Raw genomic sequence first — 16,205 nt, 5'->3', positions numbered from 1 at the left:
GTCCCGCCTTCGGGGTTACGAGGATTCCATCATGGCCGGGGTCGTGGCCATGAACTGCTTGGTATCTTCCGGGGAGAGCGGGCGTGACAGCAGATATCCTTGGACTTCCGTGCAGCCGAGGCGCCTGAGATAGGACAGCTGTTCCTGGCTTTCCACACCTTCCGCCGTGACCGCCACGCCCAGATCGATGGAGAGATCGACTACGGCGCGCACGATGGAAGCCGCCCGGGATTCGCGCAGCATGTCCCTGACGAAAAGACCATCCAGCTTGATTTTCGAGAACGGGAAGAACCGCAGATATCCGAGCGACGAAAACCCCTTGCCGAAATCATCGAGCGCGATGGAAATCCCGGCGTTCTGAAGGCGGCTCAGCAGGGTGAATGTCGCGGCATCCGGCTCCATGAAGATGTTTTCGGTCATCTCGATCTGAAGGCAGCGGGCCGGAAACCCGGTCTTCTCGAGAATCCGGAACGTGTCCTTCAGGAAAGCCGGCGCCTCGAGCTGGCCAACCGAAACATTGATCGACAGAACCAGTCCCTCATCCCATTCGCGGGCGAAAACGCAGGCTTTTTCCATGACGTAGACGCCAAGGCGATGGATCAGCCCGGCTTCTTCCGCCAGCTGGATGATCCGTTCGGGCGGGACACGGCCATATTCGGGATGGGACCAGCGGATCAGCGCCTCGAATCCACAGAGTTTCTGGCTCTGCGTGTTGAAGAAGGGCTGGTAGACGATGCCCAGTGTCCCTTCTTCCAGCGCCTCGGGGAGTGCACGGATCAGGTCGCGGTTGCGCTTGGCCACGGTCCGCAGTTCGGGGTTGTAGAAACGGTGCGTGTGGCCGCCCAGGCTCTTGGCTTCGTAAAGCGCAAGGTCGCTGGCCTCCAGCAGGCTTCCCACCCGTTCCGAACCCCCGATGGACAGAACGATTCCCACGCTGAGACCGACCGCACAGCGCACGCCTTCCCCGATGCGGATGGGAACATTCGTCAGGGCGTTGATCAGTCCCGTGGCCGTGTTAGCCGCCTGGGCAGGCGTTGTCTGACGTTCCAGCAGCATGAACTCGTCGCCGCCAAATCGGTAGAGCCTGTGGCGTTCGCTGAGCGTCCGGCTCAGCACGACCGTGACTTTCCGGAGCATCTCGTCGCCGGCGGAATGGCCATACCGGTCGTTGATCTGCTTGAAGCCGTCCAGATCGAGATTGAGCAGCGCGAAGGCTTCCCCCGTGCGCTCGGCCTCGATGAGATAGGTTTCCATGTCGTCGAGGAAAGCGCCGCGGTTGGGCAGACCGGTCAGCAGATCATGCCTTGCCCGGAAAGAGGCGCTTTCCTGGGCCCAGTGCGTCTGGGTCACGTCCGTTCCGACGCCGCGATACCCGATGAAATTCCGGTCCTGGAAAATGGGGCGCCCACTCAGCGACCAGAAGCGCTGCTGGCCATGGAGGGCCCCCGACACCACGATGTCCCGGAAGAAGATCCGGTTGTCGAGGCACTGCCGCAGGCGGCCAAGACCTGTCCGTTCGTCTCTGTCGAAAGCCGCGGGGCCTGCCAGATCGGACAGGATGTCAAAGAAGTTCCGGTTTTCCAGCCATTCCCGGCTGTTGCCGAACGCGGAGGCCAGGCTGGCCGAGACATTCTGCAGCGTTCCGGACGTGGAGGTCTCCCACAGCCAGTCACCGGTATCATCATCCGCATTCCGCAGCAGGAGCTGGACGATGCTGTTCCGCTGCTCCAGCGAATACCGGCTGACCAGAAACGCCGCGAACAGGGTCCGGACTGCCATGGTCAGGGACAGGACAAAAAACAGGTAAATCGCCAGTTCGAGGGCGATATAGAAATAGAACGAGCCGTGATCGATTTCCCATGACTGGAAAAGGGCGATGTAGCACGACAGGACCAGCATGAGCGCAATGATCTCCCCCATGCCGGCCAGGGGCATCAGCGTGATGGTCGTCGCCGTCAGGCCAACCATGATGCCGGCGACCAGGACCCTGTCATTGGCGTCGCCATAGGGGAATACGACGGGCGGCAGCGTGATCCAGCAGAGTGCGAATGCGAAATTGAGCCCCTTGAGGATCCAGGACTGCCTGGTATCGACCAGCTTCTCGGTCGGGATCGCATAGAAGCAGATGTTGTAGACCAGCAGCAGGAACAGGACGGACCCGCAGAGGATCATGCCGTAGGTCGGGTAGTTCCGCATCAGGCAGAGGCCGGCGATGGGGCCGCAGCTGATCTGGGGAACGAAATGAAAGAAGTTCAGCCCCCGCAGGACGCGGCAGCGGGACAGCCGGATGTCTTCTTCCGCTCCATCCGGGATTTCCGTCCGGAAAGAGAAAAGCCGGGCAAGCCGCGCCTGTTTCATCAGGGTCAGCAGGGCGGTCATTGTGCTGCGCCTGACTGGGACGAGACAGCAAGATCCGATGAGACAGGCAGAAGCATCATGAACCTTCCCAATAGAGGAGGAGGGTGCCACGATGACAGGGATTTATGAAGTTTTTCTTTGCGGCGGACGAATCTGTCGATGGCAACATCTCCGCACGTCGGTTATGGCACACCGGGCACGGAGATAGCCGATAAGGGCTTAAGATTTCGTTAATGCGCCATTTCAGGCGTCGTGGCGTAAATCTCGAAGCTCGCTTTTTCAAACATTTCAATGCATTCGCGCATGTTGGCGGTCAGGGCTGCGCGCGTGATGTCCGGATCGTTGGACGGGTAGTAGGCGCGGGCCAGGTCCTCGTCGATTTCCAGATGGGACGGGCCGTCATGCTCATGCTCGTCATGGGCCAGACCCCAGGTCCAGTGCTTCTTGGCAAACAGGCTGGTGAACTTCGGCGCGTGGCAGAGATAGGCGGCCAGTTCTTCGGCGATGTATTCCACGGCGGCCAGCCAGGAGAAGAAGATCACGGGATCTTCGCTGTCGGCATTGGCAATCAGCTTCTGGACGCTCGGCAGCGTGTCGTAGTGGGTCCCGAACAGGTCGAGGCCGAATTCCTTCGCACCATCGGCCCACAGGATGGCGTGCGACCCTTCCTCTTCCTTCATTTCGCGGACGGCTTCACGGGCTTCCGAAAAGAAGGTCTTGATCCGGCTCTGGCCAAAGCGCTGGACGAGCGGCTTGATGGGGAGATGACCGACGCGCACGTCAATAGCGCGCTCAAAAGCCTGAATAAAAGGCCACCATCCGATCATCATGGCCCGAATAGTGTCTTTATCGCCATGGGCTGCGCCCCGGGCCAGTGCGGAAGAATAGATTTTCTCTCGTGTAAAGACACGCATTTCGGCACGATTTACCAAAGGCTCGGAGAACAGTAGAGCGTACATCCGCGTAATCCTGATGAAGTTATTGCATGCGCCGTTCCGGCATTGATGTTGTAGTCGTTAATTTTTCGAAAAAGTAAGTTTTTTACTTTAATTTTAATTGAGTTTTATTAAAATAGCAAAAAATTAATATATTAGATTTTGTTTATGTTGCTTTATCGAAATAAAATGATTCGCACAAAACCGCCATCCTCTGATCCGGTTTGGTGTCGTAACGTCCCGTTTCAGGTCGGTTTAAGCAGAAATTCCATCATTTCCCTCAGGAACGCGCGCGGCTGTTCGGCATGCAGCCAGTGTCCGGCGTCGGGCAGGGAGTGGATCAGCGCGTGGGGGAAAAGAGTGCGGATCTGATCGTGATGCTCGGGGCGGACATAGGGAGACGCCCCGCCACGCAGGAAAAGAACAGGCCCTTCGTAGGGCGCAATCTGCAGATCGGGCCAGTTTTCGATTTCGTGAATGTCACGGGCGAGATCGTCAAAACCGATGCTCCACCCCGGCGCATCGCCAAGCCGGACGTTCTGCAGAAGGAGTTCGGCAACGGGGCGGCTGCCTGCCACGGGTTCCAGAAGATCCAGTCCTTCCCGCCGTTCGAGCGATGCGGGAAATGTGATGGCAGCCAGTCGGGCGATCATATCGCCATGTCCGTGACCCGTCCGGGCCGGGGCGATATCCGCGACGAGCAGCTTTGTGACGCGCTCAGGAGCGGCAAGGGCCAGCATCATCCCGACCTTCCCGCCCATGGAGTGACCCACGACGGCAAAACGCTCGATCCCCAGATCATCCAGCGTTTCCAGAACGTCCTGCGCCATGAGCGCATAGCTGACGGGGCCATGCGGGCTGTGTCCATGGTTGCGCAGATCCAGCGCAAGGGTCCGGAAATCGGCAGCCGCGCCGCGCTGGAGGAAGCCGAGGTTCCGGCCCCGTCCGAACAGCCCGTGCAGGAAGACGACGGTTTGCGGGCCTTCACCGCGTTCGATGACATGCAGTTTCATCAATGATCCTTCCATGACAGCTGTTGATCGGCGACGCGCTTGCCGTCAAACAGGATCACACCTGCCGCCCGGGAGCTCGCTTGTCCACCAGTCCCGCCCCTTCGCCCGCATCTCCTGACGGCTCTTCCGGCCGTTTTCAGGACAGGTCCCGCCTCCTGCGCCAGCGGATGAACCGCTTTCAGGCGCGTCTGTTTCCCCATGCGCCGTCGAATCTGCGAACCCTGGTCCGTGGAAACGAGATCTGGCTGAGCGTTCTGGCGGGATTCGTTGGGCTCCTGTCGGGCCTGTGCGTTTTTGTAGTCACCCATCTGACCTTCTTCATGCACCGGCTGCTGTTCGGGGTATCCGGCATGTCCGGCGGCCATCTGTCCGGACTGACCGTCCTGTCACCGCTTCGAACGGTAGCGGTGCTGACCGGCGGCGGGCTGGCGATCGGGTTGTTCGGCGTCATGGTCGCGCAAATCATGCCCCGCAGTCCCGTGGACCCCATCGAGGCCAATGCGCTGCATGGCGGACGCATGTCGGTGCGGGACAGTCTGGTCATCGTCTGCCAGACAGTCCTGTCCAACGGTGTGGGCGGTTCTATCGGGCTTGAAGCCGGCTTCACCCAGATTGCCGCGGCTTTCGGCTCCCGGATCGGGCGCTCCTTCCGGGTGCGGCGCGAGGATCTGCGCGTGCTGGTGGGGGCTGGAGCAGGCGCTGCGATCGGGGCCGCGTTCGATGCGCCGGTGGCGGGCGCGTTCTATGCGTTCGAGCTGGTGATCGGCTCCTATTCTCTGGGAAGCCTGTCCCCCGTGGCGGTCGCTGCGCTGGCGGGCGTGGGCGTGACGCGCTCGCTGGGGAGTGTCCCGCCGGGCATCGTTATTCCATCGCCGGGAACCTTGTCCTGGGAAGGCACCGCCGGAGCAGTCATCATCAGTGTCCTGACGGCTCTGACGGCAATCGGCCTGATGTTCTGCGTTACCCAGACCGAGGCGCTGTTCCGCCGGATGCCCGGCCCGGTCTGGCTGCGGCCTGCGGTTGGCGGTCTGATCGTGGGAGGGCTGGCGACGCTGCATCCGTCTGTCCTGTCCGCCGGGCACGAGGCGATGCGTGCTGTCTTTGCCGGAAATGTCACGGCGCAGATGGCCGTTGTTCTGCTGCTCCTGAAGGCGCTGGCGTCCTGCCTGTGTATCGGATCCGGGTTTCGCGGGGGGCTGTTTTTCGCATCGCTCTATCTTGGATCGCTGGCGGGTACGATCTACGGCACGCTTCTGGAACCGCTGGGCGTTGCACCGGATTCCGTCACGGCCTGTGCGCTGGTCGGCATGAGTGCGATGGCCGTTGCCGTCATCGGCAGCCCCATGACCATGATCTGCCTGATGCTGGAACTGACCGGCAGCGTCTCCATGAGCGGCGCGACACTGGTGGCTGCGGTGCTGTCGCTCCTGACCGTGCGCCGCCTGTTCGGCTATAGCTTCGCGACCTGGCGCTTCCATCTGCGGGGTGAATCGATCCGCTCCGCCGTTGATATCGGCTGGATGCGCTCGCTCAATGTCCGCCGGATGATGCGCGGGCAGGTCCGTACACTTCCGGCAGAAACGCCTGTAAACCGCGCGCAGGCCCTGTTCCCGCTCGGCTCGGCCCAGCGGATCGTCCTGCTTGATGGGGACGGGCATTATGATGGCATCGTCCATCTGGCCGACCTGCACGCTGTCCCGGCGTCGCAAACGCCGATCGCAACGCTGGCGCTGTTCCGCAACGCCATGCTCACGCCACACATGAACATTCGTGAGGCGATTGAACTGTTCGAAAAGGCCGAGGCCGACGCGCTGGTGGTCGTCGAGGACCCGCAATCCCGGCAGGTGATCGGAACCCTGACCGAACAGCACGCCCTGCGCCGCTATGCCGAGGAACTCGAACGCAGCCGCCGGAGTCTGGCGGGGGACGACAGCCTGCCGACCTGATGCGGTCTTGCCTCTTGGCATCACGGCGTTCCCGTTTCAACATGCGGCCCCATCAGATGCCCGCTTCGGGCGCCCCAACCGGAGACCTGCCATGACCGCAACCCCCGACTCCCGCCTCGCCGACCTTGAGATCACGCTGCCGGTCGCAGCCGCTCCGGTTGCGAACTACGTCACGACTGTCCGTACCGGAAACCAGCTCATCGTCTCCGGCCAGCTTCCGCTGGTGGATGGTAAGCTTCTGATCACCGGCAAGCTCGGGGACGAGGTTTCGGTTCATGCCGGTGTAGCCTGTGCCCGCGCCTGCCTGATCAATGTGCTGGCCCAGGCCAAGGCTGCACTGGATGGTGATCTTTCCCGCATCACCCGCGTTGTCCGTCTGGGCGGCTTCATCGCCTGCACGCCCGAGTTCACCGATCAGGCCACCGTTATGAACGGCGCGTCCGATCTGGCCGTCGAGGTTTTCGGTGATGCCGGCCGTCACGCCCGCTCCACGATCGGTGTGCCGAGCCTGCCCGTGAACGCCCCGGTCGAAGTCGAGGCGCTGTTCGAAATCGCCTGATCACCCCGGATGGGAGAGACCGAATGGGAGAACCGGAGACCGCCCCGTCCCCTGACTGGAGCCTGAGCCTCCACGCCTCGATCCACGAGATCGGGGCCGAGGCTTGGGATGCCTGCGCGGGGGCGGATAATCCGTTCGTCTCTTTCGGTTTCCTGTCCGCCCTTGAAGACAGCGGTTCCGTTGCGGACCGTACCGGCTGGCTGGTGCGCCATGCCGTGCTGCGGGCACCGGACGGGACGATTGCGGCCCTCGCTCCGCTTTACGGAAAGTCCCATTCCTGGGGCGAGTATGTCTTCGACCAGAGCTGGGCCCGCGCTTACGAAGCCGCGGGCGGTCGCTATTATCCAAAATTTGTCTGCGCTGTCCCGTTCTCACCGGTTCCCGGCCCACGGTTGCTGCTGCGGCCTGATCTGCCTGATCCGAAAGGCGTGGCGCAGGCTCTGGCCTCCGCGCTCATTCAGGCCACGGCGCAACTTGGTCTGTCCTCCCTGCACGCCAATTTCTGCGATGTGGCTTCGATGGAGGCCTTTACCGAAGCGGGTTATCTGCCACGCACCGGCATCCAGTATCACTGGCAGAACAACGGCTACGTCACGTTCGATGATTTTCTGGCCGCTTTAGCCTCCCGCAAGCGCAAATCCATCCGCAAGGAACGCAGTGCCGCCCAGTCCTGCGGTCTGACCTTCAGCACGCTCCGTGGGGACGAAATTACCCCGGAAGACTGGAAGGCGTTCTACCGCTTCTACCAGTCCACGATCGACCGGAAATGGGGTAGCGCCTATCTGACCGAGCGCTTCTTTCCCATGCTGTCCGAACGGCTTGGAGACCGTGTGGTCCTGATGATGGCCCATCATGATGGAAAAGCGGTTGCCGGGGCCCTGAATCTCATGGGCACGAACGCGCTGTTCGGCCGCAACTGGGGCTGCGAGGGAGACTGGCCTTTCCTGCATTTCGAGCTGTGCTATTACCGTGCGATCGACTTCGCCATCGAGCACGGACTGTCCCGCGTCGAAGCCGGGGCGCAGGGCGAGCACAAGATCCAGCGCGGCTATCTCCCGACCTTCACCCATTCCGCGCACGCCATCCTCGATCCCGGCCTGCGACAGGCCGTGGCCGCCTTTGTGGAAGAGGAAAGGACCGCCATGCAGGTGGAAGCGGCAGAACTGGAAACTCTTTCACCATATCGTCACGGCGAGTCGGGATAACCCTGTTCGTTTAACGATTGGGAAAGCTTTCTGCGGCTAGGCTGTGCTCCGAAATCGGGATTGACCGGAGCCTGTAAAGCCCATGGAGAATAGTACCTATATCGCGCTTTCGCGCATGGATGCCCAGCAGCGCGCCATGTCCGTGGTTGCGGCCAACATGTCGAACGCCTCGACTGTGGGCTACAAACGCGAAAATGTCCTCTTCAGTGACTTCCTGTCCCACCAGCACGGCTCCAAACAGGCCGAAGGCGCGGATACGGAATCCTATACGCAGGACCGCGCGACATATCGGGACTTCCAGCAGGGCGACATGCAGTCGACCGGCAATCCGCTTGATCTTGCACTGGGTGGCGAGGGCTATTTTCAGGTGCGCACTGCCAATGGCGTCCGTCTGACACGGGCCGGCCGTTTCGAGGAACAGCAGGATGGCGCCATTGTCGATGAAAACGGAAATGCCCTGCTGGACCGTGACGGACAGCCGATCGAACTGCCGCAGACCGACCATCGCATCACCATTTCCGCAGATGGTGTGATTTCGACTGAAACGGGCGAGCAGGGCCAGATCGGGATCGTGACGGCGCAGGATAACAACAGGCTCCAGGCCGAAGGCAGCAGGCTGCTGCGTTCCGACCAGCCGACCACCGCTGTCGAGCGGCCCAACATCGTGCAGGGCATGGTGGAAGGCAGCAACGTTCAGATGATGACCGAAGTCACGCAGATGATGGAAATCCAGCGGAACTTCGACTTCATGGCGCAGTTCGTGGACGCCGAAGCAACGCGCCAGAAAAACGCCATCGACAAGATCGTTCAGGTCTCGGCCTGATTTACCGACCCTTACGGGACAAGGATAACGCTCCATGCGCGCACTCGACATCGCCGGAACGGGCATGCAGGCCCAGCAGACCAACGTCGAAACCATTTCCAACAACATCGCGAATATGAGCACCACGGGCTACAAGCGCTCCCGTGCCGAGTTCCAGGACCTGATCTACCAGAACATCCGCCGCGTCGGCGCCAGCTCATCCGATACGGGTACGACCATCCCGGCCGGTGCTCAGGTTGGTCTTGGTGTGAAGACGGCCGCGATTTACCGCATCAACGATCAGGGCAGTCTCGAACAGACCAGCAATTCACTGGATCTGGCTGTGCAGGGACGGGGCTATTTCCAGGTCCAGCTTCCGTCCGGGCAGCTTGCCTATACCCGGGACGGCACGTTCTCGATGGATAATAACGGCTCGCTCGTGACGGCGGACGGCTATCTCATCAGCCCGACCATTACGATCCCCAACAACGCCCAGAGCATCTCCGTCGATCAGTCCGGACAGGTGAGCGTCCAGATCGCCGGGCAGAACAACACGACACTCGTCGGACAGCTTCAGCTTGGCATTTTCACCAATGAGAATGGTCTGGCCGCGATGGGACAGAACCTGTTCACCCAGACGACGGCGTCGGGCGACGCCATGATGGGTAACCCTGAAGCCGTCGGCTATGGCAGCATCATGCAGGGTTACGTCGAAAACTCGAACGTCAACGTCGTGACGGAAATCACCGATCTCATCACGGCCCAGCGCGCCTATGAGATGAACAGCAAGGTCATCACCGCGTCGGATGACATGATGAAAACCGTGACCAATCTGGGTGGTGGCTAAGCATGAGCCGTATCCTGCTGAAAGGTGGCATCCTGCTGCTGGCAGGATGCACAGCACTGTCGTCCGCCTCTGCCGCAACCCTGCGGACAAACGTCAATGTCGATCATCCGCGTGTTCGCCTGTCCGACCTGTTCGCCGATCTGGGCAAAGGGCAGGATACCGAAATTGGCGATGCCCCGGCATTGGGGGCCAGCTATGTGGTCGGCGGTCCGCAGCTGACAGCCATCGCCGCGCAGTTCGGCGTGGACTGGCCTGATGCTTCTCCGCTGGTTTCTGTGACCGTGACGCATGCGGCGCGCATGATCACGGTTGATGATGTGCTTCCCGTCATCCGGCAAGGTCTGGAGCTTCCGTCCGAGGCCCGGGTTGAGGTAGCCCTGACCGGGTTCAAGCCTGTTGCCGTTCCCGTTGCCGATCAGGCGGCACCGACGATCCTGCATATCGATCGTCCTCCTCATGGCAGCGAGCATTTCACCGCGCGCCTTGAAGTCGCGTCTGCAAGCGGCGGACAGGGGACGGCCTTTAACGTGAGCGGAACGGCGACCATGGAAGTCCGGGCCGTGACCCTGCGTCACGCCATGCATCTGGGGCAGCCCATTCTGCCAGAAGACGTCACCATGACCTTTGTTCGCATCGGCCTGATTCCGGACGATGCGCTTCAGTCTCCAGAAGACGCTGTCGGTCTTGAGGCGCGGGGTGTGCTCGCTGCTGGTCAGGTCCTCAGTGTGTCCGAACTCGCGCATCCGCAGCTCGTGCATCGCGGATCGCCGGTTGTCGCGACATTTTCCGGCCCGAGCCTCCACCTGACCGTTTCAGGAACCGTTCTGGAAGCGGGCGGCAAAGGCGACACCGTGCACGTCTACAATGCCAGCAGCCGCATGGTTCTGACGGGGCGTGTCGTGGACCGGACGGAAGTGGAAGTCATCCCCGGCATCATGCCGCTTTCCGCCGACAACCGGACGCATCAGCAGACAACGTCCCTGCCGTCCCTCTGAGTCTGTCCACCGCGTAAATGGACAGGCCCGGGTTCAGACCTGTCTGGCGGAGGGCTCGGTGCCGCTGTGCCGACGCACAAGGCCGAGCAGCCAGTAGCAGAGACGTTTGCTTTTCATGCCGATGGCATCCATCCACAGATAGACGATCGGCGTGGTGTATAGTGTCAGAAGCTGGCTGACGACCATGCCGCCCAGGATCGAAACACCCAGCGGCCGACGCATTTCCGCGCCATATCCGTTGCTGATGATGAGCGGAACTGCGCCCAGCGCGGCGGCGAGGGACGTCATCAGGATGGGGCGGAAGCGCGTTATGGACGCCTTGAAGATGGCATCTTTCGGGGACAGTTTCTCGATCCGTTCAGCATGGATCGCAAAATCGATAACGAGAATGGCGTTCTTCTTGACGATACCCGTCAGCAGGATGATGCCGATCATGGCGATGATGCTGAAGGACTCTCCTGCGATCCACAGGCCCAGAACCGCGCCGATACCGGCGGACGGCAGGGTGGAGAGGATCGTGATGGGATGGATCAGGCTCTCATAGAGAATGCCCAGCACGATATACATCACGGCAATCGCGGCCAGGAACGCCAAGCCGCCGTTGATCATGAGCTTGCGGGTATCGCCGGCCGTCCCGGTGAAATCACCCAGAACACCATCGGGGGCATGGGTGGTCTGCATGGTCTGTTTGATCAGATCGACCGCATCATTGTAGCTCACCCCGGTCGCCAGATCGAAGGAGATATTGGCGGAATAATAGCTGCCGCGATGGGTGATATCGAGGGGCTGCGGCTTCCACAGGACGGAAGCCACGTTGGTCAGCGGGATCATGGTTTCGGTCGAAGACGAGACAGCGGAACCGTTGGAGGAATTGCCCGAAATCTGGTTGGCCAGCGAGTTCTGGATGGAGGCCGTGGCCAGGGACGTGAAGCTGTTCGCGGACGTGCTGGCATCACTGCGGACCCGGATCAGGTTAGAGGCCACGCCACCGGCCGCCGTGCCTGCGGCTGTGGAAATCCAGACCTGCCGGAGCATTTCGGGGTCCATGCGGTATTGCGGCGCCAGCACCATGACGACGCGGTGTTCGGTCGTGGGCAGGTGGATCGTGGACACGATGGCCTGGCCGTAGGAATCATACAGCACGTTCTGGATCAGCTGCGGCGTGATGCCATAGCGTGCTTCCGTGTCGCGGTGGACGGTGATGTAAGCCGCAACCGACTGTCCCTCGGTCGTGGAAGACACGTTAACCAGCTTGCCCGAGGCGCGCAGGGCGCTCAGCAGGGTCGGGAGATATCCGAACAGGTCGGCGACGTTGTCTCCCCGCAGGACGTAGCGGTAGCTGCCGGTATTCTTGGAACTGCTGCCGCCCTGGCTGCTGCCGCCAACGCTCCAGAACGAGATGTCGGCCCCTGGCTCATCGGGCAGGTGCTTGCGGATACGGTCCAGAATGACCTCGGCTGACGCGCGCTCCTCCTTTTCCTTCAGATGGATGTAGAGCTCGCCGCTGTTCTTGTCGTCGCTGAAGATGGTTGTCGATGTAACGTCCGGGTCCGTCTGGGTAATGGCGCCGACTTCCCGCAGACGCCGGTCGATTTCCTGGAACGACATGGTGGCGTCGCCCTTGATGCGCCCTGCCAGCAGCGACATGTCCTGGGAGGGGATGAATTCCTTGGGCATCAGCATGACCGAGCCCACCAGCACTACGAAGCTGAGCGGCAGGGTCAGACCCATCAGGACCGGATGACGCAGGCACCAGTGCATGGACCGCCCATACTGTTTCAGCGTCCAGTCCAGCGAGGTTTCCGTGACGAAGGCGATGTGGCCGAGAATGCCTTTCCGGGATTCCTCGCCGTGGTCGATTTCCAGCAGATGCGCGCACATCATCGGCGTCAGCGTCAGGGAAAGCCACATCGAGATCACGATGGCGGAAATCATCGTCATGCAGAACTCGAACATGATCGAGCCAGCGCTGCCGGGCAGGAACAGCAGCGGGATGAACACCGCGACCAGAGAGGCGCTGATGGACAGGACCGTAAAGCCGATTTCCGAAGCGCCGATCAGGCTGGCCTCGTAGCGGTCTTTCCCCTCTTCCATGTGGCGGGCGATGTTTTCCAGCACGACGATGGCGTCATCGACCACGAAGCCCACCGCGATGGTCAGGGACATGAGCGACAGGACGTCGAGCGTGAAGTTGAACGCGGCCATGGCGGCCAGCGTGCCGGACAGGGCGATGGGGACTGTGATGGCCGGGATGAGCGTCGTGATCATCTTGCGGAAGAACAGCAGGATCACGAGCACGACCAGCACGACGGACAGGACCAGCGTCAGCCGCGCATCCGCAAGCGACGCCCGGATGGAGCGGGACGTATCGAGGCCCACGACCAGATTGACGTCGGCCGGCAGGGCATCGCGCAGATGCGTCAGGTTGGCATTGATACCGTCCACGATGGCCACGGTGTTGGCGTGCGGCTGGGCGGTCACGACCAGGGTGACGGCGCGATGTCCGTTGATGTAGCTGGTCTGATAAACGTCCTGGACGCTGTCGCTGATGGTGGCGATGTCGCTCAGCCGGACGGGGTAGAAATTGTTGCGATAGCCGACGATCAGGTCCCGGTACTGGGACGCGTTGATGGCCTGATCGTTGGTGGACAGCATCATCCGCTGGCCGTTGCTGTCGATGAAGCCCTTGGGTGTGAAGGCATTGGCCGAAGCAAGGGCGGTGCGCACGTCCTCGAAACCGATGCCCCATTTGTAGAGCGGTCCGGGGTTGAGCTCGACACGGACGGCAGGATTCGTTGACCCCACGACTTCCACACGGCCCACGCCCTTGACCTCGGCCAGGAGCGGTTTGATGCGGATATTGGCGATGTCGTAGAGTTCGGCCTGCGTTTTCTGATCGCCGGTGAGGCTCATCAGATAGACCGGGAAACCGCTGCCATCCATCTTGAAGGCCTGCGGATCGGCATCCATCGTCCCTGTCGGCAGGTCGGCTCTTGCGGCGCGCAGGGCGGCCTGTGTGTCGCGCAGGGCGCCGTCGATGTTTCGCGATGACGAGAACTCAAGGAAAATCTGGGCCTGTCCGGCGTTGGTGTCGGATTCGATGCTTTCCAGATCGGCGATGGAGCCGAGCCTGCGTTCCAGAGGCGTGGTGACGGATGTTGCCATCTGCTGTGGATCCGCGCCCGGCTGGGTCGCCACGACCATGATGGCGGTCGTGGTCATGTCCGGCATCGTGGCGACGGGCAGGAGGGGGTAGCAGATGAACCCCGCCATGAAGATGGCAATGGACATCAGTGTCGTCGCGACGGGGCGGTCTATGAACAGGCGGCAGAAATTCATGCGGCCAGTTTATCCACAAAACCGCGCCGGGGGTCATTACTGATAGGACACAAAATGTCAGTTATCCGCCGTGCAGGGAGTCAGAAATCGGGCATTCCCGCCGGCTGGGCGGAGGGCTGGGTCATATAATACCGCTCGGCCAGACGGGGCGGCAGCAGGTCCATCAGTCGGGAGCCCATGACCAGCCAGGATGGGAAGATCACCCGTCGCGTCTGGCGCAGCGTGCCGCGCAGGATCCGGCGGACGGCCTCTTCCGTGGATACCAGGCCCGGCATCGGAAAACGGTTCTGCTTCACCATGGCCGTATCGACAAATCCGCAGCATACGCTGGTCAGGCTGATGCCAAAGCGCTGCAGATGGGCCGCATTGGCCACGATGAAGCGGTCCAGCGCGGCCTTGGACGCGGAATAGGAGGGTGTTCCGGGATAGCAGACGAATCCCGCGACGGACGCCATCACGCAGATCCGGCCCCGAAGGTGCTCGCCATTCCGCTGCTGCCTGCGCATGGCCTGCACAACTGGAAAAAACGTGTTGAGCGTTCCAGTCAGGTTGGTGTCGAGCATTTCCCACACGCGCTCTTCACGCTCTAGCACCAGACCGTCATCGGCCTCGGGAGGCAAACCCCCGGTGATGCCTGCGCAAAGGAACGCCATGTCGAGCCGCTCGCCGGAAGCGGTTGCGATCCACTCCGCCATGCCCTGCCGGTTTCGTGTGTCCAGAACGGCGGGGACTGCTCTGGCGCCCTGTTCATCGCATCGGCGGGCCGTTTCCATCAGGCCGTCTGCCGCATGATCGCAAAGTTGCAGGGAAACGCCGGGGCGGGCCAGCTTCAGGGCAAGACCGCGTCCAATGCCGGATGCGGCCCCTGTAATCAGGATATTCATCCGGCAGAGTCTAACAGAGTGTTTCCGGGATGCGACCCCCGCCCGGGTGAAAACATCTCCTGCCCCTGTGCTTGGTCTGGTTAATTGCAGTCCGAACGGGGCTTCGTGCCTTGCAGAAGCTGCCCGGCAAAGCTGTGGGCCTCCGTAATCATGGCGGCGAGGGTGCCGTTATGGCTGGCGTCATGAATCCGGTGTGTCACGGCGGTTCCGGCGGAGCAGAGACGGGCGACGAGGCGCTTCTGCTGGCTGGCGGAGGTGTGCAGATCCTGCGCGCCGGACTCGATGAGCACAGGGGAGGGTAGGGAGAAGCCGGGATATTTCGCCCAGTCGAAAACCGGCGCCAGCACACGGTCCGCTTCAGGTTCGAGCAGAGTTGCGGGCGTCAAACCGGAGCGTTTGGTGATCGGGAAGAAATCCGAGGCACACATGGATCCGGCTTCATGCAGAAGGCGCTGTCCCCGGGGTGTGAAGGCTTCATTGATGTCCGTGGACGGATCGGCTTCGACCAGCGACTGCCCGAGCGTCAGCAGTTCCGGTACTGCGGGCGAGAAGCTGCGCGGGTTGGCAGGATGCAGAAGCTCCTGCACTGTCTGCTCGTCAAGATAGGGAGGGGCAGCGGCGATTGTGCCCAAAATCCGCAGATGGGGCGCATAGGTCGAGGCCATGGCAGCAGCGGCGAGGACTGCCTGACCGCCCTGTGCATGACCGTTCAGAACCACGTTCTCCGACAGGTCCGGCAGGCGCTCGCGGGCGGCGCGAACGGAATCGAGCACGCTCATGCCTTCCGAACGTGCATTCAGAAGAAGCGGCGCGCCGGGCTCGCCCATGCCGGGATAGTCGGTTGCGACGATTGCAAAACCCTGACGCAGCCAACCATCATAGAAATGCGCCTGCACGGTGCCGATCCCCATGACGGAGGGCGCGCAGGTCAGGTGCAGGCCGCTTTCCCCATGCGCCCAGGCCAGAACCGGCCAGCCGCCTGCCGGCGCACGACCGCGCGGAACCAGAACCTGGGCGGAGACGCGGACGAGCTGCTGTGGATTGCGGGCATCCGTACTGCGATAGGTCAGGCGATAGACCGAGGCCGGCTCATGGGACGGCACGGAGTCCAGCCGGATGGCCTGTCCGGCCGAAACCGGCGCGCTGACGGACCAGTTGTCGCCATCGTCATCCGAGGCGCAGCCGGACAGGGCGGCTCCCGCTGTCAGCAGCATCAGAAGCGATGCGAGGGCAGTCAGTCCGGGAAGGCGGCGCTCCGGTTTACGGCGAAAAGAGCGGTACGGCATGAGAGGTCTGTCTCCGACGGGGAGCGTCTCTCATAG

Annotated in this window: 12 protein-coding genes; 6 read left to right on the top strand and 6 right to left on the bottom strand. The window is 61.8% G+C overall.

All coding sequences use genetic code 11. The features are described from left to right. Positions 1 to 15: 15 nt before the first annotated feature. From GLS_RS05245 to GLS_RS05235, 3 genes are all read right to left on the bottom strand, one after another. Complete coding sequence (locus GLS_RS05245; protein WP_041111482.1) at positions 16 to 2,379, bottom strand: putative bifunctional diguanylate cyclase/phosphodiesterase; 2,364 nt, start codon at positions 2,377 to 2,379, stop codon at positions 16 to 18. 209 nt (positions 2,380 to 2,588) lie between these two features. Next, positions 2,589 to 3,188 (bottom strand): hypothetical protein, encoded by a 600-nt coding sequence (locus GLS_RS05240; RefSeq protein ID WP_226986644.1) that lies wholly within the window; start codon positions 3,186 to 3,188, stop codon positions 2,589 to 2,591. A gap of 350 nt (positions 3,189 to 3,538) precedes the next feature. Continuing rightward, the gene (locus GLS_RS05235) at positions 3,539 to 4,306 is read right to left on the bottom strand and encodes an alpha/beta fold hydrolase (protein ID WP_041111481.1); all 768 of its coding nucleotides are present in this window, start codon (positions 4,304 to 4,306) and stop codon (positions 3,539 to 3,541) included. Between the two features lie 167 nt (positions 4,307 to 4,473). Here GLS_RS05235 and GLS_RS05230 point away from each other — a divergent pair, with 167 nt between their 5' ends. The 6 genes from GLS_RS05230 (at position 4,474) to flgA (ending at position 10,660) form a co-directional block, all read left to right on the top strand. After that, on the top strand, positions 4,474 to 6,252 hold the full coding sequence (locus tag GLS_RS05230; RefSeq protein WP_041111480.1) for a chloride channel protein: 1,779 nt from the start codon (positions 4,474 to 4,476) through the stop codon (positions 6,250 to 6,252). Between the two features lie 91 nt (positions 6,253 to 6,343). Beyond that, positions 6,344 to 6,811 (top strand): RidA family protein, encoded by a 468-nt coding sequence (locus GLS_RS05225; RefSeq protein WP_011252523.1) that lies wholly within the window; start codon positions 6,344 to 6,346, stop codon positions 6,809 to 6,811. Positions 6,812 to 6,834: 23 nt separating this feature from the next. Further along, positions 6,835 to 8,016, top strand: coding sequence for a GNAT family N-acetyltransferase (locus GLS_RS05220; RefSeq protein ID WP_041111479.1), 1,182 nt, complete (start codon positions 6,835 to 6,837; stop codon positions 8,014 to 8,016). Positions 8,017 to 8,098: 82 nt separating this feature from the next. Next, the gene (gene flgF, locus GLS_RS05215) at positions 8,099 to 8,839 is read left to right on the top strand and encodes a flagellar basal-body rod protein FlgF (protein ID WP_041111478.1); all 741 of its coding nucleotides are present in this window, start codon (positions 8,099 to 8,101) and stop codon (positions 8,837 to 8,839) included. Positions 8,840 to 8,873: 34 nt separating this feature from the next. Then, positions 8,874 to 9,665, top strand: a complete 792-nt coding sequence (flgG, locus tag GLS_RS05210) for a flagellar basal-body rod protein FlgG (protein ID WP_011252520.1) — start codon at positions 8,874 to 8,876, stop codon at positions 9,663 to 9,665. Between the two features lie 2 nt (positions 9,666 to 9,667). Beyond that, a complete protein-coding gene (gene flgA / locus GLS_RS05205) occupies positions 9,668 to 10,660 on the top strand; it encodes a flagellar basal body P-ring formation chaperone FlgA (protein WP_052327474.1) in 993 nt (330 codons plus the stop codon). Positions 10,661 to 10,693: 33 nt separating this feature from the next. On the opposite strand, the gene GLS_RS05200 is transcribed toward flgA, so the two are convergent. The 3 genes from GLS_RS05200 to GLS_RS05190 all read right to left on the bottom strand — a co-directional run bounded on the left by GLS_RS05200 (position 10,694) and on the right by GLS_RS05190 (position 16,169). Then, positions 10,694 to 13,999 carry an efflux RND transporter permease subunit gene (locus tag GLS_RS05200; protein WP_041111477.1) on the bottom strand — a complete coding sequence of 1,102 codons (3,306 nt, stop codon included), beginning with the start codon at positions 13,997 to 13,999 and terminating at the stop codon, positions 10,694 to 10,696. A gap of 80 nt (positions 14,000 to 14,079) precedes the next feature. Further along, positions 14,080 to 14,883, bottom strand: coding sequence for an SDR family NAD(P)-dependent oxidoreductase (locus tag GLS_RS05195; RefSeq protein ID WP_041111476.1), 804 nt, complete (start codon positions 14,881 to 14,883; stop codon positions 14,080 to 14,082). A gap of 80 nt (positions 14,884 to 14,963) precedes the next feature. Continuing rightward, positions 14,964 to 16,169 (bottom strand): alpha/beta fold hydrolase, encoded by a 1,206-nt coding sequence (locus GLS_RS05190; protein ID WP_052327473.1) that lies wholly within the window; start codon positions 16,167 to 16,169, stop codon positions 14,964 to 14,966. Between the last annotated feature and the right edge of the window lie 36 nt (positions 16,170 to 16,205).

Origin of the sequence: Gluconobacter oxydans DSM 3504 (genome assembly GCF_000583855.1) — a bacterium.
In the GTDB taxonomy this organism is placed as follows: Bacteria; Pseudomonadota; Alphaproteobacteria; order Acetobacterales; family Acetobacteraceae; genus Gluconobacter; species Gluconobacter oxydans.
The sequence above is the reverse complement of the archived record's forward strand: the minus strand, read 5'-3'. Positions and strand labels throughout refer to the sequence as shown.